This is a genomic window from Microbacterium sp. Bi98 (assembly GCF_918698045.1).
Lineage (GTDB): Bacteria > Actinomycetota > Actinomycetes > Actinomycetales > Microbacteriaceae > Microbacterium.
This window is the reverse complement of record NZ_CAKKLK010000006.1, coordinates 1-26,013: the sequence shown is the minus strand read 5'-3', so window position 1 is coordinate 26,013 and position 26,013 is coordinate 1. Positions and strand designations below refer to the sequence as shown.

Genomic DNA, 26,013 nt, shown 5'->3' with positions numbered 1-26,013 from the left:
CGCGGATCAGCGCGACATCTGCGCCGCGAGCCTCGTGTCGGCCGTGATCTCGCGCCGAGTCCAGTCGAACAGGTAGCGCGCGTCGTACGAGCGGGAGCACCGCGCGCACGATGTGGCGCGTGACGGACGCCGGTGGCGGTAGGTCACGTGACCAGCGGGGCACTGGCCGACCCACGGCGCGAGTTCGACCGCCGTCTCGCCATGGTGGGTGGTTCCGCCGACGTAGCCCAGGTCTCGGGCCACGCGCTTCCAGGTCGGGCCGTGGGCCGCTTCATGACCCGCGAGGGCATGCGCCACCTCGTGCAGCAGCACCTGATGGATCTCGTCGTCCTCGAACCGCGCAGCCAGATACCGCGACACGGTGATGCGCTTCTTCGTGTAGTCGCACTGCCCCGCCCGACGCTTCGCGTGGTCGAAGCCGAATGACCAGCTGTCGTCGAGGTGCAGCGTGATCAGTGCCTCGCCCCAGACGCGCACCCGGTCAAGTTCCGCCATGCGATCAGGCTAAGCCATACCGCCGACATCGCCCCTCAGCGGGGCACCGGCGGGCGTGTGCTGCCGTCAGCCCGCGACGAGCTGCGTCGTGCGGCGCCGCTCGGCGGCTTCGATGGCGAGCAGCACCGTCTCGAGCTCTCGGTCCTCGGCCCCGGCCTCGCGGCGCAGGAAGAGGGACTGCTTGAAGCTCTCGCGAGCGGTCTCGTAGTCGCCGGCCTCGTAGGCGTTCCTGCCGTGATGGTGGTGCGCGAACGCGGCGATCGACAGCCAGCGCTGTCCCTCGGCTTCGGCGGCGCACGTCGCGAGCTCCTGCTCGGCGGCGGCGTGGGCGCCGCGGTGCTGCAGGATCGTGGCGTGCAGCACCCTCGAGCGCAGGACGTCCTTGCGTGTGCCCGCCATGCGCGACTGGCGCACGGCCTCATCGGCGAGGGGGAGCGCTTCGTCCAGACGGTCGAGGACCTTCAGCAGCCAGACCCGCTCCAGCAGTGCCGGAAGGCTCCGCTGGCTCTCGATCTCCTCCAGCCGTGCGGCGCATTCACCGAGGTCGACCAGCTCGCGAAGGCTCTCCGGGTCGTATCCCTGGATGAAACTCATTGCTCTCCTTCCGCAGCGTCCCCCGTCAAGTGTGCCTCGCGTCGGCGCAGTCGTCGGGGCGGCACGCCCCACGGCCCCGCATCCGATCTCGATCGAGGCCTCAGCGGAGGAACAGCGAGGCGTCCGGACGAGGGGAGGCGACGGCATCCGCATCGGTCACCACGCGTGCACCCTGCACGAAGGCGGTCACCTCGGCACCCTGCGCGATCTTCGCCGGATGCGGCCCGGCGGCGAGCATCCTGGGCAGCCATTCGGTGGGCAGGGGAGCCGCCGATGCGGCGATCACGAGGTTGCCGAACCTGCGCCCCTTCAGCACCTGGGTGTCGGCGAGGACGCCGATCTCGGGCAGAACCTCCGCGATCGTCGCGACCTGTCGCCGGGCGAACGCGAGGCCCGGCCCGTCGGCGACGTTCACGAGCAGCACGCCGGCGGGCGCGAGCAGTTCGGCGAGTTCGCGATAGAACTCGATGCTAGTGAGGTGGGCCGGCGTCTGGGCTCCGGAGTAGACGTCGGACACCACCAGATCGCAGGTGCCGACGATCGCCGGGGGGAGGCGGCGGACGCCCTCGCGGGCATCTCCGATGCGGAGCCGGATGGCCGCGCCTCGCGGCAGGGGGAGGTGCTCGCGCACGAGGGTGGCCAGCGGTGCCTCGAGCTCGATCACCTGCTGCCGAGAACCGGGGCGGGTCGCCTCGATGTAGCGGGGGATCGTCAGTGCGCCCGCGCCGAGGTGCACCGCGGTCAGGCGGCCGGCAGCGAGCTGGTCGATCACGGCGCCCATCCGCACGATGTACTCGAAGTGCAGGTGCGTGGGGTCATCCAGGTCGACGTGCGACTGCGGGGTGTCGTCGACGATGAGCTCGAATCCGCTGGTGAACTCCGACGGCACGATGCGGGCGATGCCTCCGTGGTCGAGACGGACCTGCGGGTGCTCGGTGTCCTTCGCTCGCGTCCTGCCCATCCTCCGAGACTACGCGCTCACTCCGCCTCGACATCGTGTGGTCGGCTCACGCGATGGGAGGATTGAGGGCTGCTGACTCGCCGCGAGTCTGCCGCGGAGGCTCGATGTTACGGCCGCATGACGTTTCCGAGAATAACTTGCAGGGAATTAGTTAGTGATGAATACTTTTTCCTACGTGGTAGGCACCCGATGCCGCCAGGACGTTCAAAGAGGAGATCCCTGATGCACAAGCGCATTCTTCCGGTCGTGGCGCTGGGCGCCGTGGCCACCCTGGGCCTGGCGGCCTGTGCCGGCGGCGGAGCCGACACCGGCGGAGCCGTCGACGGAGAGGGCCAGGAGCTCACCGTCTGGATCATGAAGGGCACGAACCCGGACGCGAGCGCGTTCTACGACGAGGTCTCGAGCGCCTTCGAAGACGAGACCGGCGCCACGGTCAAGATCGAGGAGATCCAGTGGGCGGACGCTCATGATCGCTTCGTCACGTCGATCGCCGGCGGCACCACGCCCGACATCGCCGAGACCGGAACCACCTGGACCGCGGAGTTCGCGGACGCGGGTGCCCTCGAGCCGCTCGACGAGTACGTCGACGCCGAAGACGGCCTGCGTGACGACCTCGTCGAGGGCCTCGCGGTCGCCGGCACCTACGAAGACGAGCTGTACGGCATGCCCTGGTACGCCGGAGTCCGCTCCATCGTCTACCGCACCGACGTGTTCGAGGAGCTCGGTCTCGAGGCCCCGAAGACGTGGGACGACATCGTCACCGCTGGCGAGGCCATCAAGGCCGCCAAGCCCGACATGCTGCCGTTCCCCGTCGCGGGTGACGCGGAGTTCCAGGTGTATCCCTGGGTCTGGGGCGCCGGCGGCGAGGTCGCGACCCTCGACGGCAAGACCTGGACGAGCGAACTCGACAGCAAGGAGTCGCAGGCCGGCATCGAGTTCTACACCGGACTCGCGACCGAGCACGGCTTCTCCTCCGCCGGGGCCACGACCTGGAAGGAGACGGACCTCCGTGACTCGTTCACGCAGGGCAACGTCGCCATGATGCTCTCGGGCTCCTGGACCCCGAAGGCTCTGATCGAGGCCAACCCCGAGCTCGAGGGCAAGATCGGCGCCGCCGTGATCCCCGGCGAGGACGGCGGCATCGCTCCGTCCGTGCTCGGCGGCTCGCACCTGTCGGTCTTCAACACGACCGAGAACGCCGACCTCGCATGGGAGTTCGTCAAGCTGATGACCACGGGCGAGTTCGCCGAGAAGTGGGCTGACGAGACCGGATACTTCCCGGGAGTGCAGTCCGCGATGGAGGAGGCCCTGGCCTCGACCGACCCGCTCGTCGCTCCGTTCGCGCAGCAGATGGTCGAGGGCGGCGCATCCGTGCCGGTCACCCCGAACTTCGGTGCCGTTCAGGCGAAGAAGACCACCAACTCGATGATCCAGGCGATCCTCAGCGGGCAGAAGGACGTCGCCACGGCGACGAAGGACGCCGCCGCTGAGATGACCGATCTGCTCAACCAGTAAGGCTGTATCCCTTCATGTCGATGGTGCAAGCGCCACTGCCGGTCACGAAGGCGGAGTCCACCTCCGCCTCCGTGGCCGGCGGCCGGCCGCCCAAGCGGGGTTTCTCGCTGATCACGGCCCGCCCCTGGCTTCTTCTCGCCCCCGGGCTGGTCATCCTCGCGGTGCTCATGCTCTGGCCGCTCATCCAGGTCGTCATCTTCTCGCTGCAGGACTACGGTCTTCGCGAGATCAACACCGGCGAGAACAACTGGATCGGCGTCGACAACTACGTCGAGGCGCTCACCAACCCGACACTGTGGACCGTCGTCCTGCCGAACACCGTCGGCTTCGCCGCCGTCGCCGTGTTCGTCACGGTCGCGGTCGGCACGCTCGTGGCGCTGCTGCTCGCGAAGCTGGGCACGGTGTGGCGCACCATCGTCTCGAGCTGCATCATGGTGGCGTGGGCGATGCCCGCCGTCACCGGAACCTACGTCTGGACGTTCATCTTCGATGCCGACCGCGGCATCTTCAACACCGTCCTGCAGGATCTCGGCCTGATGGACGACCCGGTGAACTGGTTCACCAATCAGTGGTCGTTCTACGCGATCGTGCTGCTGAACGTCGTGCACCACGGCTTCCCGTTCGTCGCCATCACGGTGCTCGCGGGCCTGCTCGGCGTCTCGAAGGAGATGCTCGAGGCGGCCGCGCTCGACGGCGCGAACGCGTGGATGCGGTTCTGGAAGATCATCTTCCCCACTCTCAAGCCCGTCTTCTCGGTCGTGATCATCCTGTCGACGATCTGGGACTTCAAGGTCTTCGCGCAGGTCTACCTGATGCCCGGTGGAGGCGGCGGCAACCGATCGGTGCTGAACCTCGGCGTCTGGTCGTACGTCGAATCCTTCGGCCAGAACCGCTACGGCTTCGGTGCCGCGCTCGCCGTGCTGCTCACCCTCGTGCTGATCGGCATCACGATCGTGTACATCCGCTCCCTCATGAAGGAGGACGAGCTGTGAACCCCCGCCCGTCTGTCATGTCGCGCGTCGGCACCGGCATCGCGATCGCCGCCGTCCTGATCTTCACGCTGTTCCCCGTCTACTGGATGGTCTCCAGTGCGCTCGACGCCAAGGCGTCCAGCGGAGGGCAGTCGCTGCTGCCTCAGGAGTTCACGTTCGACAACTTCGCCTTCGTCCTCACCGACGGCGGTTTCGGCACCTACCTCCGCAACTCCGCGATCGTGGCTCTCGTCACCGTCCTGGTCAGCGCCCTCGTGTGTCTGCTCGCGGCTGTCGCAGTCGCCCGGTTCCGCTTCAAGTTCCGCACGACCATCCTGATGATGATCCTCGTCGTGCAGATGGTTCCGCTCGAGGCCCTCGTCATCCCGCTCTTCCTGCAGGTCAAGAGCCTCGGGCTGCTCAACAGCATCCTCGGCCTGATGGTCGTGTACGTCGCGCTCTCGCTGGCGTTCGGGATCTGGATGCTGCGCGGATTCGTCGCCGCCGTGCCCGTCGAGCTCGAGGAGGCCGCGTACATCGACGGCGCCAGCTGGTGGCGGATGTTCCGCTCGATCCTGCTGCCGCTGGTGATGCCCGGTCTCGTCGCGACCAGCATCTTCAGCTTCATCACGGCCTGGAACGAATTCATCTTCGCCATGACGATCCTCGGCAGCGCGACCGACCAGTACACGGTCTCGATCGGACTGAAGTCGTTCTTCGGCCTGCACTCCAACGACTGGGGCAGCATCATGGCCGCGTCGACGATCATCACGATCCCGGTGATGGTGTTCTTCGTGATCGTGCAGCGTCGTCTCTCGGCCGGCATGGTCGCGGGAGCGGTGAAGGGATGACCGACGACCTCGTCCGCCTCGCCAACGGGGTGCTCTGGCCGGGGTTCCTCGGCACGGAGGCCCCCGAATGGCTTCTCGACGAGCTGCGCGACGGCCTCGCGGGTGTCGTGTACTTCAGTCAGAACGTCGGCGAGGGACTTCCGGCTCTGAGCGACGAGATCCTCCGGGCCAATCCGGACGCGCTGATCGGGATCGACGAGGAGGGCGGCAACGTCACACGCCTCGAGTCCGCAGCCGGCTCCACGCTTCCGGGGGCGGCTCAGCTGGGCATCGTCGACGACGTCGAGGCGACGCGGGCATCGGGTGCCGAGCTGGCTCGACGAGTGGCCGCGATCGGCGGCAACGTCGTGCTCGGTCCCGTCGCGGATGTGAACACCGATCCGCGGAATCCTGTGATCGGCGTCCGTTCCTTCGGCAGCGACCAGAAGCTCGTCGCCCGACACGTGCAGGCGGCGGTGGAGGGCCTGCAGAGCACGGCGGTCGCGGCGTGCGTCAAGCACTTCCCGGGGCACGGTGACACGCACACCGACTCGCACCACGCACTGCCCGAGATCTCGCTGGGGATCGAGGAGTTCGAGCGCGTGCACCTCGAGCCGTTCCGCGCGGCGGTGGCTGCAGGTGTCGACGCCGTCATGACCGCGCACATCGTCGTTCCCGCCTGGGGCACCGAGCCGGCGACGCTGAACCCCCGAGTGCTCGGGCTGCTCCGCGGCTGGGGCTTCGACGGCGTGATCATCACGGATGCCCTCGACATGGCGGCCATCCGCGAGACCGTCGGCATCGGCGAAGGCGCCGCGCGTGCCCTCGCGGCCGGAGCGGATCTGCTGTGCATCGGCAACCCGACGAACCGCGGTGAGGCCACGCTCCCCGACCAGGACCGTCGAGACTTCCTCGCCGCGCGCGACGGGATCCTCGCGGCGGTGGACGACGGCTCACTCTCTCGCGAGCGACTCGCCGAAGCGGCCGGGAGGGTCTCCCGCCTGGCTCAGACCCTGAGCGTCCGTGCCGAGACTGCGACTCCCGTCGACTACGACGGATCGGACATCGTCCGACGCGCGATCACAGGAGTGGCGCGCGATGCCGAGGCGCTCGCCGTCGTCGATGCTCGTCGACGTTCGACGCTCGCGGTCGACAGCGCGTCGGCGTACGTGGCTGAGACTCTGGCGGCAGACGGTCATCGCGTGCGCGTCGACGTCGCACGGACCACGATCGACGAGCAGGATGGGGCTCTCGACGCGGCTGTCGCCGCAGACGGACTGACGGTCGTCCTCCTGGATCGTCCAGACACCGACGACGGGCAGCGTGCGCTCGTCGAGCGCGCCGCTCTGCGTGATCCCGACGCGGTCGTGGTCAACGTCGGACTCGCGGCACGGCAGCCTCTGCCCCTCGCGCTCGTGGAGGTCGGATCCGCGAGCCGGATCGGAGCCCAGGCCGCCAGAGATCGACTGATCGGGGGCTCGTCGCGCCGCGCCGATCCGTCGCCCGACAGCGCAGGTGCCGCCGACTGAGGCAGGATGACACCGTGGACGCCGATGTTCTCGCGCTGGTGCGCCGATCCGTTCCCCGACTGAGTGCTGCAGAAGCACGGGTCGCGGAGACGATCCTCGGAGACCCCACGCTCGTCGTCGACCTCGCCATCAACGACCTCGCCCAGCTCTGTCACACATCGCTGTCGACCGTGGCTCGCTTCGCGCAGTCGCTCGGCTTCAGCGGATACCGGGAGCTGCGGGTCGCGGTCGCCCGCACGATCACGCTCGCCCAGGCGCAGCAGGCGCGCTTCGGCCTCGACACCACGGCGATCGATCCCGATGACGAGCCGTCCGCCATCGCTGCGAAGCTCGCGGCACAGGAGATCGACGCGATCGAGAAGACGGCGCTCGGACTGGACGCCGACGCGCTCGACCGCGTCGCCAGGGCCGTCGTGGCGGCGCGCCACGTCGATCTGTTCGGGCAGGCCGCATCGTCGTTGACCGCTCAGGACCTTCAGCAGAAGCTCGCGCGCATCGGGTGCTCGGTCGCGCACTCCGCCGATCCGCACCTCGCCCTCACGACGGCGTCGCTGCGGACCCCGGAGGACGTCGTCATCGCGTTCTCCCACGGGGGCGAGACGCAGGAGGTCGTCCGGGCTGTCGAGATCGCCAGAGATGCGGGCGCCTTGTCGGTGGCCATCACCAGCGCGCCCGACTCGACGCTCGCGCTCGCCGCAGACGTCTCGCTGATCACCTACGCGCAGGAGTCGCCGTTCCGCATGGCCGCGATGTCGAGCCGCATCGCGCAGCTGGCGCTGGTCGACATCCTCTTCGTCCGGGTCGTCCAGCACCGGGGTGAACCCGTGGTCATCCCCCTGCAGCTGACGCACGACGCTGCGGCGCCGCGTCGACGTCGCTAGAGGCAGGCGATGAGATACCCGTCGACCGTCACCGGTGCCCGTGGCGACCGGCAGGAACAGCGCCGCTGATCAGTCGATGTGGTCTCGGGTGCTGACCAGTGCCCTGGTCGCGATCCGGTGCGCGCGAGCGAGGCTGCCGGTGAGCGAGAGTCCCGACAGGACGCCGGCCAGGAATCCGGCGGCGAACGCATCTCCGGCGCCGATGGACTCCACGACGGGGACATCGAGCGACCTGCTGTCGGTGCGCTCGGCGCCGTCGAAGGCCACAGCGCCGTCTGGACTCGTGGCCAGCAGATACCTCGGTTCGGGGAACAGCTCGCGCAGTCGATCGGGCTCGCCGGTGCCGAAGACCGCCTCGGCGTCGGGGCGTGTGCAGAACGCGATGTCGGCGCGGCGGACGTAGTCCGCGATCACCGCGCGCCCCTCCTCCTGTCGCCCGCGCCACAGCGCAGGTCGCCAGTTCACGTCGAAGCTGAGCAGCCGCCCGTCGCGCGGCGCATCGAAGAGGGCGTTCTGCGCTGCGTGGGCGGTGTCCGAGAGAGCAGGCGTGATCCCCGAGGTGTGCACGAGGGCGGCCTGTGACAGCAGCGCGGATGCCGCGGGGGAGTCGAGCGTCGCTGGCGACAGGGCCGCGGCCGCGGAGCCCGAGCGGTAGTAGTGCATGGTCCCGTCGACGGAGCCGTCCGGACGCGGTGACAGCTCCTTGACGTAGAGGCCGGTGGGCGCCTCGGCGTCGATCTCCACGGCGGAGTCGTCGACCTCGTGCCGGCGCAGCTCGGCGGCGAGGAAGCGCCCGAACCCGTCGTCGCCCACACGGGAGACGACGGCGGTGCGGATGCCGGCCGAGGCCAGTGCGATCGCCGTGTTCCACTCCGCTCCGGCGAGCGAGCGGTGGAACGTCCGCACGTCCTCGAGGGGCGCGGCGATGGCCGGGACGAAGGAGACGAGGCCCTCGCCGACGCAGACGGCGAGGGGAGACGTGTCGGGCACGCTCTGGAGATTACCGGATCGGCCACACCCCCGGACATCCGTAACAGGAATGAAACCTGCAGGTGTTTGGCATCGGTCTGCGCACTGGGTAGTTTCAAGGAATCACCGTTTCCGAAGTCGACGATGTCTTCGGAACGCGCACAGCAGCGCTCGACAGGAAGGTCACACAATGCACCACTCAGTCATGCGTCGGCGAGGTCTCATCGCCGTCACCGGAGCGGCAGTCGCCGCGATGGTCCTCTCAGGATGCGTCGCCAGCGAGCGCGGCGACGACGGCGGAGAGGCGTCCGGCGATGTCGACGGAACCTTCGTGTTCGCGGCGTCCTCCGACCCGGCGAGCCTCGACCCGGCCTTCGCCCAGGACGGCGAGAGCTTCCGCGTCTCGCGTCAGATCTTCGAGGGCCTCGTCGGCACCGAGCCCGGCACGGCCGACCCGGCACCGCTGCTGGCCGAGTCATGGGAATCGTCCGAAGACGGCATGAGCCACACCTTCACGCTGAAGGAGGACGTGACCTTCCACGACGGCACGCCGTTCAACGCCGAAGCCGTATGCGCGAACTTCGACCGCTGGTTCAACTGGACCGGCCTCGCGGCCTCCGAGGCGTTCGGCTACTACTACAACAAGCTCTTCAAGGGCTACGCGGAGAACCCGGCTGACGCCGTCTACAAGTCCTGCACCCCCGACGGCGACTACTCCGTGACGATCGACCTGAACAAGCCGTTCGCAGGGTTCGTGGCGTCGCTGTCGCTGCCGTCCTTCTCCATGCAGAGCCCTTCGGCCCTGCAGGAGTTCGGTGCTGACGAGGTCAGCGGCTCGGCCGAGGCACCCGTCCTCTCGGAGTACGCGATGGGGCACCCGGTCGGCACCGGCCCGTACCAGTTCGACGAGTGGGCGCCGGGCGAGCAGGTCTCGCTCAAGGCGTACGACGACTACTGGGGCGAGGCGGGTCAGATCGACGAGATCATCTTCCGCACGATCGACGACCCGACCGCGCGTCGTCAGGCTCTCGAGTCCGGCTCCATCGACGGCTACGACCTCGTCGGTCCGGCCGACACGCAGGCACTCGAGGACGACGGCTTCACCATGGTCTCCCGTCCTCCGTTCACGATCCTGTACCTCGCGTTCAACCAGGCGCTCCCTGAGCTGCAGGACCCGAAGGTCCGCGAGGCGCTCTCGTACGCGGTCGACAAGGATGCCCTGATCAGCCAGGTCCTGCCCGAGGGCACCGAGAAGGCGATCGAGTTCGTGCCCGACACCGTCAACGGCTACAACCCCGATGTCACGACCTACGACTACGACCCCGAGAAGGCCAAGGAGCTGCTGGCAGAGGCCGGCTACGACGAGGCCAACCCGCTGAAGCTGACCTTCAACTACCCGGTCAACGTCTCGCGTCCCTACATGCCGGACCCCGAGCAGATCTTCACGGTCCTCTCGTCGCAGCTCGCCGAGGTCGGCGTCGAGACCACCCCGGTCTCGGAGGAGTGGGTCGAGTACCTCGACCGCACCACCGGCACGTCGGACCACGGCATCCACCTGCTCGGCTGGACCGGTGACTACAACGACACGGACAACTTCGTCGGCGTCTTCTTCGGGCAGCAGAGCTCCGAGTGGGGCTTCGACAACCCGGAGCTGTTCCAGAAGCTCAACGAGGCTCGCGGCGTCTCCAACCTCGAGGACCAGACGGCCCTCTACGAGGAGATCAACGAGATGGTCGCGCAGTTCATCCCCGGTGTCCCGCTCGCGCACCCGGCGCCCACACTGGCGTTCGACCCGCGTGTCGAGAGCTACCCCGCCAGCCCGGTGAACGACGAGGTCTTCACGGACATCGTCCTCACCGAGTAGGTCTGACCGACTGAGTTGCCCACCCGGGTCCCCGCGCTCGTCGCGGGGACCCGGGCCCGGCGTACCTTCTGATCAACGGAGACCTCTTGCTGCGCACCATCGGCAGACGACTGCTTTTCCTCATCCCCACCCTGATCGGCCTCAGCATCCTGCTGTTCGCCTGGGTCAGGGCCCTCCCCGGCGGCCCGGCCGTCGCGCTTCTCGGCGAGAAGGCGACACCCGAGGCCATCGCGAGGGTCAACGAGCTCTACGGCTTCAACAAGCCCATCATCGAGCAGTACTTCATCTGGGTCGGCCGCCTGCTGCAGGGCGACTTCGGCACATCGATCCAGACCAACCGGCCGGTCACGGAGGAGTTCTTCCGCCGATTCCCGGCCACGATCGAGCTGAGCGTCGTCGCGCTCATCTTCGCGGTCGGCGTGGGCATCCCGCTCGGATACTGGGCCGCTCGCCGCCACGGCAAGTTCACCGACCACGCGTCGGTCGTGCTGAGTCTCATCGGCATCACCATCCCGGTGTTCTTCCTCGCCTTCATCCTCAAGTACGTGTTCGCCGTGCAGCTCGGCTGGCTGCCGTCGGACGGCAGGCAGAATCCACGAATAGACGCCACCCATCCGACGGGGTTCTATGTGTGGGACGGCATCATCACCGGCGAGTTCGACGCCTCCTGGGATGCCCTCATGCACCTGGTGCTCCCGGCACTCGCGCTCGGCACCATCCCGCTCGCGATCATCGTCCGCATCACCAGGGCGAGCGTGCTCGAAGTGCAGAACGCGGACTACGTGCGGACGGGGCGGGCGAAGGGCGTCGGCTCGTCGACGCTGCGCAGTCGCTTCATCCTCCGCAACGCGATGCTGCCGGTGATCACGACGATCGGTCTGCAGACCGGGCTCCTGATCTCGGGGGCAGTGCTCACCGAGACCGTCTTCGCGTTCCCCGGCATCGGGTCCTTCCTCGCGAGGGCGATCTTCACACGGGACTTCCCCGTGCTGCAGGGGTTCATCATCTTCATCGCGATCGCCTACGCGCTGATCAACCTGGCCGTCGATGTGTCGTACAGCTTCATCGATCCGAGAGTGCGGGTGCAGTGATGATCCGTCTCGTTCTCCGAAAGGGGGTGGCGTCATGACCATCTCGCTCCCACCCGCGCAGGGTCCGTCCGCGGCGAGCGGCTCGGTCGTCGACACGGTCGCCGTGAATCAGGCCGGCCTCAAAGAGGGGCCCGGGGGGTTCTGGCGCGACGTGTTCCGCCGCCTCCGCCGCAACCCGACGGCCTGGATCGGCGCCGGCATCGTGCTGGTGTTCGTCCTCGTCTCGGTGCTCGCGCCATTGCTCGCCCCGTACCCCGAGACGGCGTTGCCCGGCGCGAAGTACATCACGCCGACGCACATCCCCGGTCCGGGGGAGCTGCCGGAGTTCCCCCTCGGGCTCGACCGCTTCGGCGGCGATGTGCTCTCCAAGCTCATCTGGGGCGCGCAGGCGTCGCTGCTGATCGGTGTGATCTCGACCGCGCTCGGTCTGGTCGGCGGAATGATCCTCGGACTCCTCGCCGGCACGTTCGGCGGATGGGTCGACACCCTCATCATGCGCATCGTCGACATCATCCTGTCGGTGCCGAACCTGCTGCTGGCGGTCTCGATCGCCGCGATCCTGGGCCAGACGCCCTTCGCGGTGATGATCGCCATCGGAGCATCCCAGGTTCCGATCTTCGCCCGCCTCCTGCGGGCGTCGATGCTGCAGCAGCGATCGAGCGACTACGTGCTCTCGGCCCAGACGCTGGGGCTCGGTCGCGGGCAGATCACCATGTCGCACGTGCTGCCGAACGCCATCGGACCTGTCATCGTGCAGGGCACGCTCACGCTCGCGACGGCGGTGATCGATGCGGCGGCGCTGTCGTTCCTCGGTCTCGGCGGCGGTCGCCCCGAGACGGCCGAGTGGGGCCGCATGCTCACCTACGCGCAGGCCGAGCTGGCCATCGCGCCATGGCTGGCATTCCTGCCCGGCATCTGCATCGCGGTCACCGCGCTCGGCTTCACCCTGTTCGGTGAAGCCCTGCGCGAGGCCATGGACCCGAGGACGAGAGCACGATGAACGCTGCGAAAGAGACACGGACCACGGACGCTCCGCTGCTGTCCGTCGAAGGGCTGGCGGTCGACTTCGCCACCATGGACGGCGTCGTGCACGCCGTCGAGGGAGTCGACCTCGAGATCGCGCCGGGCCAGACCGTCGCGATCGTGGGGGAGTCCGGGTCGGGCAAGTCGACGACTGCCATGGCCATCATCGGCCTGCTCGCCGGTGGCGGGCGCGTGGCCGGCGGCAGCATCCGCCTCGACGGCAAGGACATCACCCGCGCTCCCGAGAGCGAGCTGCGCACCATCCGCGGGCGCGACATCGGCCTCGTGCCGCAGGACCCCATGTCGAACCTGAATCCGGTCGCGAAGATCGGCACCCAGGTCGCCGAGACCCTGCTCGCCCACGGACTCGCCACCAGGCAGAACGTGCAGCAGAAGGTCGTCGAGGCGCTGACAGCCGCCGGACTGCCGGATCCCGAGAAGCGCGCGAAGCAGTACCCGCACGAGTTCTCCGGCGGCATGCGCCAGCGCGCGCTGATCGCGATCGGCCTGGCGTGCAAACCGCGCCTGCTGATCGCGGACGAGCCGACGAGCGCGCTCGACGTGACGGTGCAGCAGACGATCCTCGACCAGATCGGCGACATGACGCGCGAGCTCGGCACCGCCGTGCTGCTCATCACGCACGATCTGGGACTCGCGGCCGAGCGTGCCGAGCGCGTCATCGTGATGCACCGCGGCAAGGTGGTCGAGCAAGGGCCGGCGAAGCAGATCCTCGAGAATCCGCAGCACCCCTACACGCAGTCGCTCGTGCAGGCGGCGCCGTCGGTGGCTGCCGCGCGTCTGCGCCCGGAGGCGTTCCACGCCGAGGAGCGTCCGTCCGATCCGAACGCAGCCGAGGATGCCTCGAGCGCGCTCGCCCTGCCGACAGCGGACAACATCGTCGAGATCGAGAACCTCACCAAGGTCTATCCGGTCCGTGGGCAGAAAGAGGACTTCGTCGCCGTGAACGACGTGTCGCTCGCCATCCCGCGCGGCGAGACGGTGGCGATCGTGGGCGAGTCCGGTTCGGGCAAGACGACGACCGCGCGGATGCTGCTGAAGATCATCGAGCCGACGAGCGGTCTCATCCGCTACGAGGGAAAGGACGTCTCCTCGCTCACCCGTGCGGAGACCCGGGACTTCCGGCAGAAGGTGCAGCCGATCTTCCAGGATCCGTACTCGAGCCTGAATCCGATGTTCACCATCGAGCGCCTCATCTCCGAGCCGCTGGACTTCTACAAGCGGGGGAGCGGCGCCGATCGGCGCAAGCGCGTCCGGCAGCTGCTCGACGACGTGGCGCTGCCGCAGTCGATGCTGCGCCGGTATCCGTCCGAGCTGTCCGGCGGTCAGCGGCAGCGTGTCGCGATCGCCCGTGCACTCGCGCTCTCGCCCGAGCTGATCGTGTGCGACGAACCGGTGTCAGCGCTCGACGTCCTCGTGCAGGATCAGATCCTGAACCTGCTGGGCGACCTGCAGACCGAGTACGGACTCAGCTATCTCTTCATCTCCCACGACCTCGCCGTGGTCCGCCTGATCAGCGACTACGTATGCGTGATGAAGGACGGCTCGCTCGTCGAGGCGGCATCCTCGGAGGAGATCTTCACGAATCCTCGAGACCCGTACACGCGACGTCTGCTGGCGTCGATCCCGGGGAACGAACTCAACATCGCCTCCTGACGACGACGATGCGTCCCGCCCCGAGCGCGAGCTCCGGGGCGGGCGCACCGGGTCGGCGGACGACGCTTCCGGGTGCCATTACCGCAGCATCCGAAGAAGGTCAAGGATTGCGCTTGCCATGTCGCAAGATCGCGCGTATAGTTGGTAGTTGCGCTCGCTTCTCCGTGCCCTCATATGGTGGTCGGCATTTCGTTGAGTCTTTGAGCGCACACTCCACCTGACGACAAAGGAATCGAGAAGCCCTGCGGGGCTCACGGAGGTTATTCCCTTGGCTGCTGCTCGCAACGCATCCACATCCACCACCACCAAGAACGGACGCGGAGCTTCCCGTCTTTCGTTCGCCAAGATCTCCGACACGCTGACGGTCCCTGACCTTCTCGCTCTGCAGACGGAATCCTTCGGATGGCTCGTCGGCAACGACGCCTGGAAGGCTCGAGTCGCAGAGGCCAAGAAGGCCGGCCGCACCGACGTGAACGAGAACAGCGGTCTCGGCGAGATCTTCGAGGAGATCTCTCCGATCGAGGACCTCGGCGAGACGATGCAGCTGTCGTTCACCAACCCTTACCTCGAGCCGGAGAAGTACTCGATCGAGGAGTGCAAGGAGCGCGGCAAGACGTACGCCGCTCCGCTGTACGTCGAGGCCGAGTTCATGAACCACCTCACGGGTGAGATCAAGACCCAGACGGTCTTCATGGGCGACTTCCCGCTGCAGACCGACAAGGGAACGTTCATCATCAACGGCTCCGAGCGCGTCGTCGTCTCGCAGCTCGTGCGTTCGCCCGGTGTCTACTTCGACAAGACCCCCGACAAGACGTCCGACAAGGACATCGTGTCGGCTCGCGTCATCCCGAGCCGTGGTGCATGGCTCGAGTTCGAGATCGACAAGCGCGACCAGGTCGGCGTGCGCGTCGACCGCAAGCGCAAGCAGTCGGTCACCGTGTTCCTCAAGGCGCTGGGCATGACCAGCGAGGAGATCCTCACGGAGTTCGCCGGCTACACCTCGATCGAGGAGACGCTCGCGAAGGACACGATCGTCACGAAGGAAGATGCGCTCCGCGACATCTACCGCAAGCTGCGTCCGGGCGAGCAGGTCGCCGCCGAGGCCGCCCGCGCGCTCCTCGACAACTTCTACTTCAACCCGAAGCGCTACGACCTCGCGAAGGTGGGTCGTTACAAGATCAACCACAAGCTCGGTCTCGACGCTCCGCTGACCGACTCGGTCCTCACGGTTCAGGACATCGTCGCGACGATCAAGTACCTCGTGCGTCTGCACGCAGGCACGGAAGAGACCTTCCCCGGCATCCGCTCGGGCAAGAAGGCCGACATCCGCATCGCGACCGATGACATCGACAACTTCGGCAACCGTCGCATCCGCGCGGTCGGCGAGCTGATCCAGAACCAGGTCCGCACCGGTCTGTCCCGCATGGAGCGCGTCGTCCGCGAGCGCATGACCACGCAGGACATCGAGGCGATCACGCCGCAGACCCTGATCAACGTGCGCCCCGTCGTCGCCGCGATCAAGGAGTTCTTCGGAACCTCGCAGCTGTCGCAGTTCATGGACCAGAACAACCCGCTCGCGGGTCTGACCAACAAGCGCCGCCTCTCGGCTCTCGGCCCCGGTGGTCTGAGCCGTGACCGCGCAGGCGTCGAGGTCCGTGACGTCCACCCGTCGCACTACGGCCGCATGTGCCCCATCGAGACCCCTGAAGGCCCGAACATCGGTCTGATCGGTGCTCTCGCGACGTTCGCGCGCATCAACTCGTTCGGTTTCATCGAGACCCCGTACCGCAAGGTCGAGGGTGGCGTCGTCACCGAGCACATCGATTACCTGACCGCTTCCGAAGAGGTCGACTTCAACATCGCACAGGCGAACGCCCCGCTCGACAAGAACGGTCGCTTCCGCGAGAGCCACGTCCTCGCGCGCCCCAAGGGCGGTAGCGGTGAGGTGGACCTCTTCCTTCCGGAGGAGATCGGCTACATCGACGTCTCGCCGCGCCAGATGGTGTCGGTCGCGACCTCGCTCGTGCCCTTCCTCGAGCACGACGACGCACAGCGCGCACTCATGGGCGCCAACATGCAGCGTCAGGCTGTGCCGCTGCTCCGCAGCGACTCGCCGCTCGTCGGAACCGGTATGGAGGGCTACACGGCCATCGACGCCGGCGACGTGCTCACGGCTGAGAAGCCGGGTGTCGTCACCGAGGTCTCCGCAGACCGCGTCACCGTCATGCTCGACGAGGGTGGAACGCAGGACTACCACCTGCGCAAGTTCGACCGCTCGAACCAGGGCACGTCGTACAACCAGAAGGTCGTCGTCAACGAGGGCGACCGCGTCGAGGTCGGAGAGGTCATCGCCGATGGCCCCGCCACCGAGAACGGCGAACTGGCACTCGGAAAGAACCTCCTCGTCGCGTTCATGACGTGGGAGGGCTACAACTTCGAGGACGCGATCATCCTGAGCCAGGACCTGGTCAAGGACGACACCCTCTCCTCGATCCACATCGAGGAGTACGAGGTCGACGCGCGCGACACGAAGCTCGGCAAGGAGGAGATCACCCGTGACCTCCCCAACGTCAGCCCCGAGCTCCTGAAGGATCTCGACGAGCGCGGCATCATCCGCATCGGTGCCGAGGTCCGCCCCGGCGACATCCTCGTCGGCAAGGTCACGCCGAAGGGCGAGACCGAGCTGTCGGCGGAAGAGCGTCTGCTCCGCGCGATCTTCAACGAGAAGAGCCGCGAAGTCCGTGACACCTCTCTCAAGGTGCCCCACGGCGAGCAGGGCACGATCATCGCCGTCAAGGAGTTCAACGCCGAGGACGGCGACGACGAGCTCGGCTCCGGTGTCAACCGCCGCGTCGTGGTCTACATCGCCCAGAAGCGCAAGATCACCGAGGGTGACAAGCTCGCCGGGCGTCACGGCAACAAGGGTGTCATCGCCAAGATCCTCCCGATCGAGGACATGCCGTTCCTCGCGGACGGAACCCCGGTCGACATCGTCCTGAACCCGCTGGGCATCCCCGGTCGAATGAACTTCGGCCAGGTGCTCGAGACCCACCTCGGGTGGATCGCGAAGCAGGGCTGGAAGGTCGAAGGCACCCCGGAGTGGGCTGCGCGACTCCCCAAGGACGCGTTCGAGGCTGCCCCCGGCACCAAGGTCGCGACCCCGGTGTTCGACGGTGCGAGCGAGGAGGAGATCTCCGGTCTCCTCGACGCGACCACCCCGACCCGTGACGGCATCCGCCTGATCGACTCGACCGGAAAGACGCAGCTGTTCGACGGCCGCTCCGGTGAGCCGTTCCCGGCGCCGATCTCGGTGGGCTACATGTACATCCTGAAGCTGCACCACCTGGTCGACGACAAGATCCACGCACGTTCGACGGGTCCGTACTCGATGATCACCCAGCAGCCGCTCGGTGGTAAGGCGCAGTTCGGTGGCCAGCGATTCGGTGAGATGGAGGTGTGGGCCCTCGAGGCCTACGGCGCCGCATACGCGCTCCAGGAGCTCCTCACGATCAAGTCCGACGACATCCTCGGCCGCGTCAAGGTGTACGAGGCGATCGTCAAGGGCGAGAACATCCAGGAGCCCGGCATCCCCGAGTCCTTCAAGGTGCTCATGAAGGAGATGCAGTCGCTCTGCCTGAACGTCGAGGTCCTCTCGGCAGACGGCACGCTCGTCAACCTGCGTGACACCGACGACGAGGCCTTCCGCGCTGCGGAGGAACTCGGCATCAACATCTCCAGCCGCTTCGAGGCCGCCTCGATCGACGAGATCTAAGGTCCAGGCCGCCGACCGCGCGTCACGCCCGGTCGGCGGCCCACCTCCCCGATTTCTTCAGAAGAATTCCTACACAGGAGAATTTGTGCTCGAGTCAAACACTTTCGATGAGCTTCGCATCGGCCTGGCCACCGCGGACCACATCCGCGCCTGGTCCTACGGCGAGGTCAAGAAGCCTGAAACCATCAACTACCGCACCCTGAAGCCGGAGAAGGACGGTCTCTTCGGAGAGCAGATCTTCGGCCCGTCCCGCGACTGGGAGTGCGCCTGCGGCAAGTACAAGCGTGTCCGCTTCAAGGGCATCGTCTGCGAGCGCTGCGGCGTCGAGGTCACCAAGTCCTCGGTCCGTCGTGAGCGCATGGGTCACATCGAGCTCGCCGCTCCCGTCACCCACATCTGGTACTTCAAGGGTGTTCCCTCGCGTCTCGGGTACCTGCTCGACATGGCGCCGAAGGACCTCGAGAAGGTCATCTACTTCGCCGCCTACATGGTCATCTCGGTCGACGAGGATGCTCGTCACCGCGACCTGGGCACGCAGGAGAACAACATCCGTCTCGAGCTGAAGACGCTCGGAGACCGTCGCGACGCGAAGATCGCCGAGCGCCTGGCTCGCCTGGAGGAGGAGCTCGCTTCCCTCGAGGCGGAGGGCGCCAAGGCCGACGCGAAGAAGAAGGTCAAGGACGCCGCCGAGAAGGAGATGTCGCTCATCCGCAAGGGTGCCGACGAGGCGATCGCCAAGCTCGAGCGCGTGTGGGAGGACTTCCGCACGCTCGAGGTCGGCGCACTGCGTCCCGAGGACGACGTCTTCCACGAGCTCCAGGACCGCTTCGGTCAGTACTTCGAGGCCTACATGGGCGCCGAGTCGATCCAGCGTCGCCTCGCGGCGTTCGACCTGGCAGCCGAGGCGGAGAGCCTGCACCTGCAGATCTCCGAGGGCAAGGGCCAGCGCAAGATCCGCGCGATCAAGCGTCTGAAGGTCGTCAACTCGTTCCTGGAGACCGGCATGAGCCCGGCCGCCATGGTCCTCGACGTCGTTCCGGTGATCCCGCCGGAGCTGCGCCCGATGGTGCAGCTCGACGGTGGCCGCTTCGCGACCTCCGACCTCAACGACCTCTACCGTCGTGTGATCAACCGCAACAACCGTCTTCGTCGTCTGATCGACCTCGGTGCTCCCGAGATCATCGTCAACAACGAGAAGCGGATGCTGCAGGAGGCCGTCGACGCACTGTTCGACAACGGTCGCCGTGGTCGTCCCGTCACCGGTACCGGCAACCGTGCCCTGAAGTCCCTCAGCGACATGCTGAAGGGCAAGCAGGGTCGTTTCCGCCAGAACCTGCTCGGCAAGCGCGTCGACTACTCGGGCCGTTCGGTCATCATCGTCGGTCCGCAGCTGAAGCTGCACCAGTGCGGTCTGCCCAAGCAGATGGCGCTGGAGCTCTTCAAGCCGTTCGTCATCAAGCGCCTGATCGACCTCGGTCACTCGCAGAACATCAAGGCGGCCAAGCGCGCCGTCGAGCGCACGCGTCCCGAGGTCTGGGACGTGCTCGAGGAGATCATCCGCGAGCGTCCGGTGCTGCTCAACCGTGCGCCCACGCTGCACCGTCTCGGCATCCAGGCCTTCGAGCCTCAGCTCGTCGAGGGCAAGGCCATCCAGCTGCACCCGCTCGTCTGCGCGGCGTTCAACGCCGACTTCGACGGTGACCAGATGGCTGTCCACCTGCCGCTGTCGGTCGAGGCTCAGGCCGAGGCCCGCGTGCTCATGCTCGCGTCGAACAACATCCTGAAGCCGTCCGACGGACGCCCGGTCACCCTGCCTTCGCAGGACATGATCATCGGTCTGCACCACCTGACCACGGTCAAGGCGGGCGCAGCCGGTGAGGGTCGTGCATTCGGTTCGGTGGGCGAGGCGATCCTGGCGAAGGACGAGGGAACCCTCGACCTGCAGGCCAAGGTCCGCATCCGCATCCCGGGTCTCACGTTCCTCGAGGGCGAAGCTCCCGAGGGCTACGAGCGTCACGGTCTCGTCGACGCATCGCTCGGTCAGGCGATCTTCAACGACACGCTGCCCAAGGGATACCCGTTCGTCCGCGAGCAGGCTGACAAGAACAAGCTGTCGCAGATCGTCAACAAGCTGGCCGAGGAGTACCCCAAGGTCGAGACGGCTGCGTCGCTGGACCGCATCAAGGACGCCGGTTTCTACTGGGCCACGCGCTCGGGTGTGACCGTCGCCCTGAGCGACATCCTCACGCCGCCGAACAAGGCTGAGATCGTCGCGGGCTACGAGAAGCAGGCCGCGAAGGTCCAGTCCCAGTACGAGAAGGGCCTCACGACCGACGTCGAGCGTCGTCAGGAGCTCATCAAGATCTGGACCGAGGCGACCGACGAGGTCCAGGCTGCGATGAAGGCCAACTTCCCCGAGGACAACACCATCAACCGCATGGTGTCGTCGGGTGCTCGTGGTAACTGGCTGCAGATCCGGAACATCGCCGGTATGCGTGGTCTGGTGAACAACCCCAAGGGTGAGATCATCCCGCGTCCGATCATCTCCTCGTACCGCGAGGGTCTGTCGGTTGCGGAGTACTTCATCGCGACGCACGGTACCCGTAAGGGTCTCGCCGACACCGCTCTGCGTACCGCCGACTCGGGTTACCTGACCCGTCGTCTGGTGGATGTCTCGCAGGACGTCATCATCCGCGAAGAGGACTGCGGCACGTCGAAGGGCCTCGAGCTCCCGATCGCCGCTCCGAACTCGCAGGGTGAGCTCGTGCGCGACGCGAACGTCGAGAACTCGGTGTTCGCTCGTACGCTGGCCTCCGACGTGGTCGACAGCAAGGGCGAGGTCCTCGCCTCTGCCGGCGACGACGTGGGTGACGTTCTCATCGACAAGCTGGTCGGTCTCGGTGTCGAGAGCATCAAGGTGCGCTCGGTCCTCACCTGCGACTCCGCCGTCGGTGTCTGCGCGCAGTGCTACGGCCGTTCGCTCGCGACGGGTAAGACCGTCGACATCGGCGAGGCCGTCGGCATCATCGCGGCACAGTCGATCGGTGAGCCCGGTACCCAGCTGACGATGCGTACGTTCCACACCGGTGGTTCGGCGTCTGCAGACGACATCACGCAGGGTCTGCCCCGCGTGCAGGAGCTCTTCGAGGCTCGCACCCCGAAGGCCGCATCGCCGATCGCCGAGGCCGACGGCCGCATCACGATCGACGAGACGGACAAGGCCAAGAAGGTCATCCTGACGCCCGACAACGGTGACGAGGAAGTGATCTACCCGGTCCTGAAGCGTGCGACGCTTCTGGTCGAGGACGGTCAGCACGTCACGGTCGGTCAGCCTCTCCTGGTCGGAACGCTCGACCCCAAGGAGGTCATGCGCGTCATGGGTGCCCGCGAGGTGCAGCGTTACCTCGTCGGCGGCGTCCAGGGCGTCTACCGCTCGCAGGGTGTGCCGATCCACGACAAGCACATCGAGGTCATCGTCCGTCAGATGCTCCGCAAGGTCACCGTCGTCGATCACGCCGACACGACCCTGCTCCCGGGTGAGATGGTCGACCTCAAGCGCTACCAGGCGATCAACCGCGAGGCTGTGGCAGAGGGCAAGCGCCCCGCGTCCGGCCGTCCGGAGCTGATGGGTATCACGAAGGCGTCGCTCGCGACCGAGTCGTGGCTGTCGGCCGCTTCCTTCCAGGAGACGACCCGCGTTCTCACGCAGGCCGCCATGGAGGGCAAGCGCGACCCGCTGGTCGGTCTCAAGGAGAACGTCATCATCGGAAAGCTCATCCCCGCCGGAACCGGTCTCTCGAAGTACCGCGACGTCACGGTCGAGGCGACGGAGGAAGCCAAGAGCGAGCGCTACCCGAACCGGATCTTCGCATCCGACGGTGCGTACGCCGACGGCGACTTCGGTTACGTCGACTTCGACGCGTTCTCGACGGACGACATCACGCCGGGTACGTACAACTGATCGAGTGAGTGAGTGAGAAGGCCCCGGGCGATTCGCCCGGGGCCTTCTTCGTGCCCGGATCCGGGGTGCCTGCCGTGGACAGGGCGACGGATCAGTCGAAGAGGTGCGCCACGATGCTCGAGGTGTATCCCTCGGGCGCGAGATTCGAGTACTGGGAGTCGATCAGCACGTCGTCCCGCCAGAAGAGGGTGCGACCGTCGGTGACAGGGTACTGCTCGTTCTGCCAGGTCTTCTCGCAGCGCGTGCCGCCGCCGGGAGTGAAGCACGTGTAGCCCTCGTCGGCCACGAGAGCGTTCAGCATGTCGAGGGCCGGCCCTCGGTTCATCAGGGAGATGGTGGTGACCAGCCGGGTGGTGTCCGCCCTCGGATCCGCCCAGATGCAGGTGAGCTCGCCGTCGTCTCCGACCCCGGACGGTCCGAAGGCCGCGTCATTGAGTGGCACTCCCTCGAGCTGTGCGAGCACGTCGTCCGAGAGGATCGCTCTGCAGTCGGTCGGCAGAGCGATCGGAGTCTCTGTCGGTGTGGGGGAGGGCGACGGGCTCTCCGATTCGTCCGGTCCCGGACTCGACGACGGTTCAGCGGAATCGTTCGACGGCGTGGTGCCCGAACCGGTCGGATCGCAGCCGGTGAGCACGGCGAGGAGCAGGAGAGCCGCAGCGCCGGCGGCGATTCGAGCGTTCATGCGCTCACCGTAGCGCTGTGCCCAGCCCGTGCAGGGAGGCTGACCGAACCGCCGCGGAAGCCGCTCTCGCGGTAGTGTCGGCGGAATGAGTGATGATTCCTCCCTTATGCCCGGTGCAGTCGTCGTCGGAGACGCGCTGATCGACGAGATCCACGACGTCGGCGGGGTGCGTGAGCTGGTCGGCGGCGCGGCACTGAACGTCGCCGTCGGTCTTCGCAGGCTCGGTGTGCCGACCACCCTGATCGCGATGGTCGGGGACGACGAAGCGGGGGCGCACATCCGCGAGTACCTCGACGATCACGGCGTGCGGCTGATCGCCAGCGAGGCGCCGCTGGGCTCGTCTCGGGCGATCGTGCAGCGTGGTCCCGACGGCGAGCCCGTCTACGTGTTCAACGAGGCCGCGCAGCGGCGCAGCATCCGCTATTCCGACGAGGCTGTCCGTGCGATCGCCGATTCGGATCTCGTGGCCGTCAGCTGCTTCCCCTTCGACGTGCCCGGTGAGGTCGACGCCCTGCTCGACGCCGTCGGCGACACTCGCCTCGCTGTCGACCCGAACCCACGGTCGGGGATGCTGAGCGACCGTGCCGAGTTCGTGCAGGGCTTCGAGCGCGCCGCCGCAGGAGCGTCGATCGTCAAGATCGGCGCCGATGATGCGGCTCTCCTCTATGACGGCGATCTCGATGCGCTGAGGGCGCGGCTGCGCGCGCTCGGGGTGAGCGCGGTGCTCGCGACCGCAGGCGCCGATGGTGCAGCCCTCGAGTCGGATGCCGGCATCGTCACGGCGCCCATCTCGACGCTGCCCGGTCGCGTCGTCGACACCGTGGGAGCCGGAGATGCGACTCTCGCGGCCGTGGCGGCCGGCCTTGCTCAGGGGACACCCTCCGATGCCGAAGGCTGGCGACACCTGCTCGATCGAGCCATGGATGTGGCTGCTGCGACGTGCCGAGCCGAGGGCGGCCTGCTGCGGACTCCGGAGTCGATCGCTGACACCGATCGCGGCGTGTTCGGCAGCTGACCGCTCGATTTCTCACGCCTGCCCTCGGCAGGTATGATTATCTATCGTGCCCCCGGTTGGCTGTCGAAGTCGGACGGGTGCGCTCTGGCGAGTTACCCAAGCGGCCAAAGGGATCTGACTGTAAATCAGACTGCTCAGCATTCGGGGGTTCGAATCCCTCACTCGCCACCATGGGGTATTCCCGGATCTCGAGGATTTTGTTCTCGTATCTCAGAATGCCAGGTCAAACGAGGAAAGCCCCCGGGAATACCGGGGGCTTTCCTCGTTTCGGTGCCAGTTCTGCTTCTTGCGTGAGCTGTCGGCAGGCCGCCCAGAGGTCCCTGGGCTGGCTGGGTCGCACTGTGCGCGACCGTTGGGCAGTGGCAGCTCAACCGATGAGACAACAGGCACGACGAGAGCGTCGCAGGGCGAGCTCAGTCTCGACGTAGCAGGCCCTCAGGTAGGCGATCCCCTGGGGAGAGCCAGAACCTGAGGGCGACGGCGCCGCGGCCGAATCCTGAGTTTCGCCCGCTGGCACCTCAAGCAGGAGTAGGGCAGTCGGGGGTATCCGTGGGAATCGCGAAAGGAACGCGTGGGAAACGCGTAGGAATCGCGGGCCCCGATCCCTGTAAAGGGTAGGACTCGGGGACACGGGGAAACCCCACCCTCTGTTCGTTGTTCTCGATCACGAGATCGACGAGCCGGAGAAACGCCCCCGTCCTCGGGGGCGTTTCCTTTTCACGGCGTGCTCACATCGCAGGAACCAGGACGCGATCGATCGTGTGGATCACTCCATTGTTCGCGGTGATGTTCACCCGCCACAGCACCAGGGCCGGGTCCCGCAGGGTGGGGCTCTCGTCACGCAAGAAGACGCCGCGCGGCCGGACGACCCCGCCGTTGGCCATGGTGAGCGACTTCGACGTGATGACCTTGATCGGGCCCAGCTTCTTGCCCGCGACGACGTGGTAAAGCAGGATGTCGGCGATCTGGTCGGTGGTGAAGGCGGTTGTGAGCGTGGTCAGTGCCGCCGCCTCGGATGCGGGTGCGGTGCCCGTCAGGTCGGACACCAGCCGCAGGAAGGCTCGATCGTTCGGAGCGAAGACGGTGAACGTTCCCGCCGGATCTGCGAGCGTGCTGTCGAGGCCGGTGGCGAGCACCGCCTGGACGAGCAGGTCGTAGTCGTTGGCGTTTCGGTCTGGAGCGCCTCCTCCTGAGGCGGTGACGAGAACATCGACGATGTTCCCCGAGGGGCGTGCTGTCTCTGCGGCCTGTGCGGGCGCGGCGGTCAGGACGAGGGCGAGTGCGGCCACCCCTGCGAGGGAGGCGCGGATCTTTCCAGTCATCGTTCAACTCCATTGTCGATCGGAGTCACGGCGAGGGTCGTGACACAGGGTTATTCCGCTGGTCACCACCGTTTGGATGCACCGGCCGCGAAGTTTCTCTGAGCTGCCTCGGAGAGCGGAAGACAGTTTCTGGACTGTATTCAAAAACATATGGACAGAGTGATCGGGGGCGCGCATAATCGCTTCAACACCACCGGGCACCAGCGAAGGAGCACCCCATGAGTGATGAGAAGGAAACGTCCGAACTGTTCTCCGAGGCCTCGGGGCCGAGTGGAGCATCGATCACGGACTGGACGGATCTCGGCCGAGAGATGTGGGCCTATCTGACCGGTCGCGGAGCGGCGGTCAACTACACGTTCGAGGACATGACCGTGGAAGTCCCTCGGGACATCGGGCCGGATGCACCTCGCGCGACGTGGAAGTTCAACGGCACGCTGCGCGTGACGACCAGCGACAGCGAGTCCGGCGAGAGCCGGCCGGCCTGACGGCCTGCCACCATGATCCGTCTCGATATCGACCTGAAGGTCGAGCACGTCGCTTCGGACGGCGCATCTCCGACTCGCTTCACGGTGCGTGCCGCGGGTCGGGAGGTCGTCATCTCGTTCGAGTCCACTGCGGGCCTCACCGGCATGGGTCGCCGCGAGCTCACGCAGCTGGCACCTCTCGCCGATGCCTTGTCGCGACGAGGCCTCAGCGTGCGTGTGGAAGGGCCGAAGGGGACTCTGCTCCAGCTCGGCGACGTCAGGTCAGGGCCTGTCGGCCGTGCGATCGCCGGGTCGTCGCACATCAGGCTCGGACATCTGTCGGCGCTGCTCTCGGAGGTGAAGCACCGGGACGATGGCAGCCGGTTCCGCCTCCCCGCCC

General features: G+C 67.0%; 19 protein-coding genes, 1 tRNA gene and 1 pseudogene. 15 read left to right on the top strand and 6 right to left on the bottom strand.

The window, feature by feature from the left end; translation table 11 throughout:
* Positions 1-6 precede the first annotated feature (6 nt).
* The 3 genes from LQZ85_RS10705 to LQZ85_RS10695 all read right to left on the bottom strand — a co-directional run bounded on the left by LQZ85_RS10705 (position 7) and on the right by LQZ85_RS10695 (position 2,050).
* Positions 7-495, bottom strand: a complete 489-nt coding sequence (locus tag LQZ85_RS10705) for a SprT-like domain-containing protein (RefSeq protein WP_053098888.1) — start codon at positions 493-495, stop codon at positions 7-9.
* A gap of 66 nt (positions 496-561) precedes the next feature.
* Positions 562-1,089 (bottom strand): hypothetical protein, encoded by a 528-nt coding sequence (locus LQZ85_RS10700; RefSeq protein ID WP_056277172.1) that lies wholly within the window; start codon positions 1,087-1,089, stop codon positions 562-564.
* Positions 1,090-1,189: 100 nt separating this feature from the next.
* Positions 1,190-2,050 (bottom strand): fused MFS/spermidine synthase, encoded by an 861-nt coding sequence (locus tag LQZ85_RS10695; protein WP_056277174.1) that lies wholly within the window; start codon positions 2,048-2,050, stop codon positions 1,190-1,192.
* A gap of 222 nt (positions 2,051-2,272) precedes the next feature.
* Between LQZ85_RS10695 and LQZ85_RS10690 the strand changes: the two genes are divergently transcribed.
* Genes LQZ85_RS10690 through LQZ85_RS10670 form a run of 5 tightly spaced genes read left to right on the top strand, consistent with a single transcriptional unit; the run spans position 2,273 to position 7,776 of the window.
* Positions 2,273-3,565: a sugar ABC transporter substrate-binding protein gene (locus LQZ85_RS10690; RefSeq protein ID WP_053098891.1), complete on the top strand. Its 1,293-nt coding sequence runs from the start codon at positions 2,273-2,275 to the stop codon at positions 3,563-3,565.
* 14 nt (positions 3,566-3,579) lie between these two features.
* Positions 3,580-4,557 carry a sugar ABC transporter permease gene (locus LQZ85_RS10685; protein WP_053098892.1) on the top strand — a complete coding sequence of 326 codons (978 nt, stop codon included), beginning with the start codon at positions 3,580-3,582 and terminating at the stop codon, positions 4,555-4,557.
* A complete protein-coding gene (locus LQZ85_RS10680) occupies positions 4,554-5,387 on the top strand; it encodes a carbohydrate ABC transporter permease (RefSeq protein ID WP_053098893.1) in 834 nt (277 codons plus the stop codon). The genes LQZ85_RS10685 and LQZ85_RS10680 overlap by 4 nt, the downstream gene beginning before the upstream one ends.
* Positions 5,384-6,895 (top strand): glycoside hydrolase family 3 N-terminal domain-containing protein, encoded by a 1,512-nt coding sequence (locus LQZ85_RS10675; RefSeq protein WP_056277177.1) that lies wholly within the window; start codon positions 5,384-5,386, stop codon positions 6,893-6,895. Before LQZ85_RS10680 ends, LQZ85_RS10675 begins: the two co-directional genes overlap by 4 nt.
* Before the next feature lie 14 nt (positions 6,896-6,909).
* The gene (locus LQZ85_RS10670; protein ID WP_056277179.1) at positions 6,910-7,776 is read left to right on the top strand and encodes a MurR/RpiR family transcriptional regulator; all 867 of its coding nucleotides are present in this window, start codon (positions 6,910-6,912) and stop codon (positions 7,774-7,776) included.
* Between the two features lie 69 nt (positions 7,777-7,845).
* On the opposite strand, the gene LQZ85_RS10665 is transcribed toward LQZ85_RS10670, so the two are convergent.
* Positions 7,846-8,766: a sugar kinase gene (locus LQZ85_RS10665; protein ID WP_056277182.1), complete on the bottom strand. Its 921-nt coding sequence runs from the start codon at positions 8,764-8,766 to the stop codon at positions 7,846-7,848.
* A gap of 169 nt (positions 8,767-8,935) precedes the next feature.
* On the opposite strand from LQZ85_RS10665, the gene LQZ85_RS10660 reads away from it, so the two are divergent.
* From LQZ85_RS10660 to rpoC, 6 genes are all read left to right on the top strand, one after another.
* Complete coding sequence (locus LQZ85_RS10660; RefSeq protein ID WP_053098897.1) at positions 8,936-10,609, top strand: ABC transporter substrate-binding protein; 1,674 nt, start codon at positions 8,936-8,938, stop codon at positions 10,607-10,609.
* Positions 10,610-10,695: 86 nt separating this feature from the next.
* Complete coding sequence (locus tag LQZ85_RS10655) at positions 10,696-11,700, top strand: ABC transporter permease (RefSeq protein WP_053098898.1); 1,005 nt, start codon at positions 10,696-10,698, stop codon at positions 11,698-11,700.
* 34 nt (positions 11,701-11,734) lie between these two features.
* Entirely contained in the window at positions 11,735-12,700 is a 966-nt protein-coding gene (locus LQZ85_RS10650) for an ABC transporter permease (protein ID WP_053098899.1), read from the top strand.
* Entirely contained in the window at positions 12,697-14,397 is a 1,701-nt protein-coding gene (locus LQZ85_RS10645; RefSeq protein ID WP_056277185.1) for an ABC transporter ATP-binding protein, read from the top strand. Before LQZ85_RS10650 ends, LQZ85_RS10645 begins: the two co-directional genes overlap by 4 nt.
* Before the next feature lie 268 nt (positions 14,398-14,665).
* Positions 14,666-18,169: a DNA-directed RNA polymerase subunit beta gene (locus LQZ85_RS10640; protein WP_053098901.1), complete on the top strand. Its 3,504-nt coding sequence runs from the start codon at positions 14,666-14,668 to the stop codon at positions 18,167-18,169.
* An 85-nt stretch (positions 18,170-18,254) separates the two neighbouring features.
* The gene (rpoC, locus tag LQZ85_RS10635) at positions 18,255-22,130 is read left to right on the top strand and encodes a DNA-directed RNA polymerase subunit beta' (RefSeq protein ID WP_053098902.1); all 3,876 of its coding nucleotides are present in this window, start codon (positions 18,255-18,257) and stop codon (positions 22,128-22,130) included.
* Between the two features lie 91 nt (positions 22,131-22,221).
* Here rpoC and LQZ85_RS10630 read toward each other — a convergent pair whose 3' ends face one another.
* Positions 22,222-22,812: a hypothetical protein gene (locus LQZ85_RS10630; protein ID WP_230100882.1), complete on the bottom strand. Its 591-nt coding sequence runs from the start codon at positions 22,810-22,812 to the stop codon at positions 22,222-22,224.
* 85 nt (positions 22,813-22,897) lie between these two features.
* Between LQZ85_RS10630 and LQZ85_RS10625 the strand changes: the two genes are divergently transcribed.
* Positions 22,898-23,827, top strand: a complete 930-nt coding sequence (locus LQZ85_RS10625) for a PfkB family carbohydrate kinase (RefSeq protein WP_230100881.1) — start codon at positions 22,898-22,900, stop codon at positions 23,825-23,827.
* 86 nt (positions 23,828-23,913) lie between these two features.
* Positions 23,914-23,998 (top strand) — tRNA-Tyr (locus tag LQZ85_RS10620).
* 557 nt (positions 23,999-24,555) lie between these two features.
* Here the strand turns inward: LQZ85_RS10620 and LQZ85_RS10615 are convergent.
* Positions 24,556-25,149, bottom strand: coding sequence for a fasciclin domain-containing protein (locus LQZ85_RS10615; protein WP_053098913.1), 594 nt, complete (start codon positions 25,147-25,149; stop codon positions 24,556-24,558).
* A gap of 218 nt (positions 25,150-25,367) precedes the next feature.
* Here LQZ85_RS10615 and LQZ85_RS10610 point away from each other — a divergent pair, with 218 nt between their 5' ends.
* Positions 25,368-25,634 carry a hypothetical protein gene (locus LQZ85_RS10610; protein ID WP_053098914.1) on the top strand — a complete coding sequence of 89 codons (267 nt, stop codon included), beginning with the start codon at positions 25,368-25,370 and terminating at the stop codon, positions 25,632-25,634.
* Positions 25,635-25,646: 12 nt separating this feature from the next.
* Positions 25,647-26,013: pseudogene (locus LQZ85_RS10605) on the top strand (hypothetical protein); the annotation flags it as partial.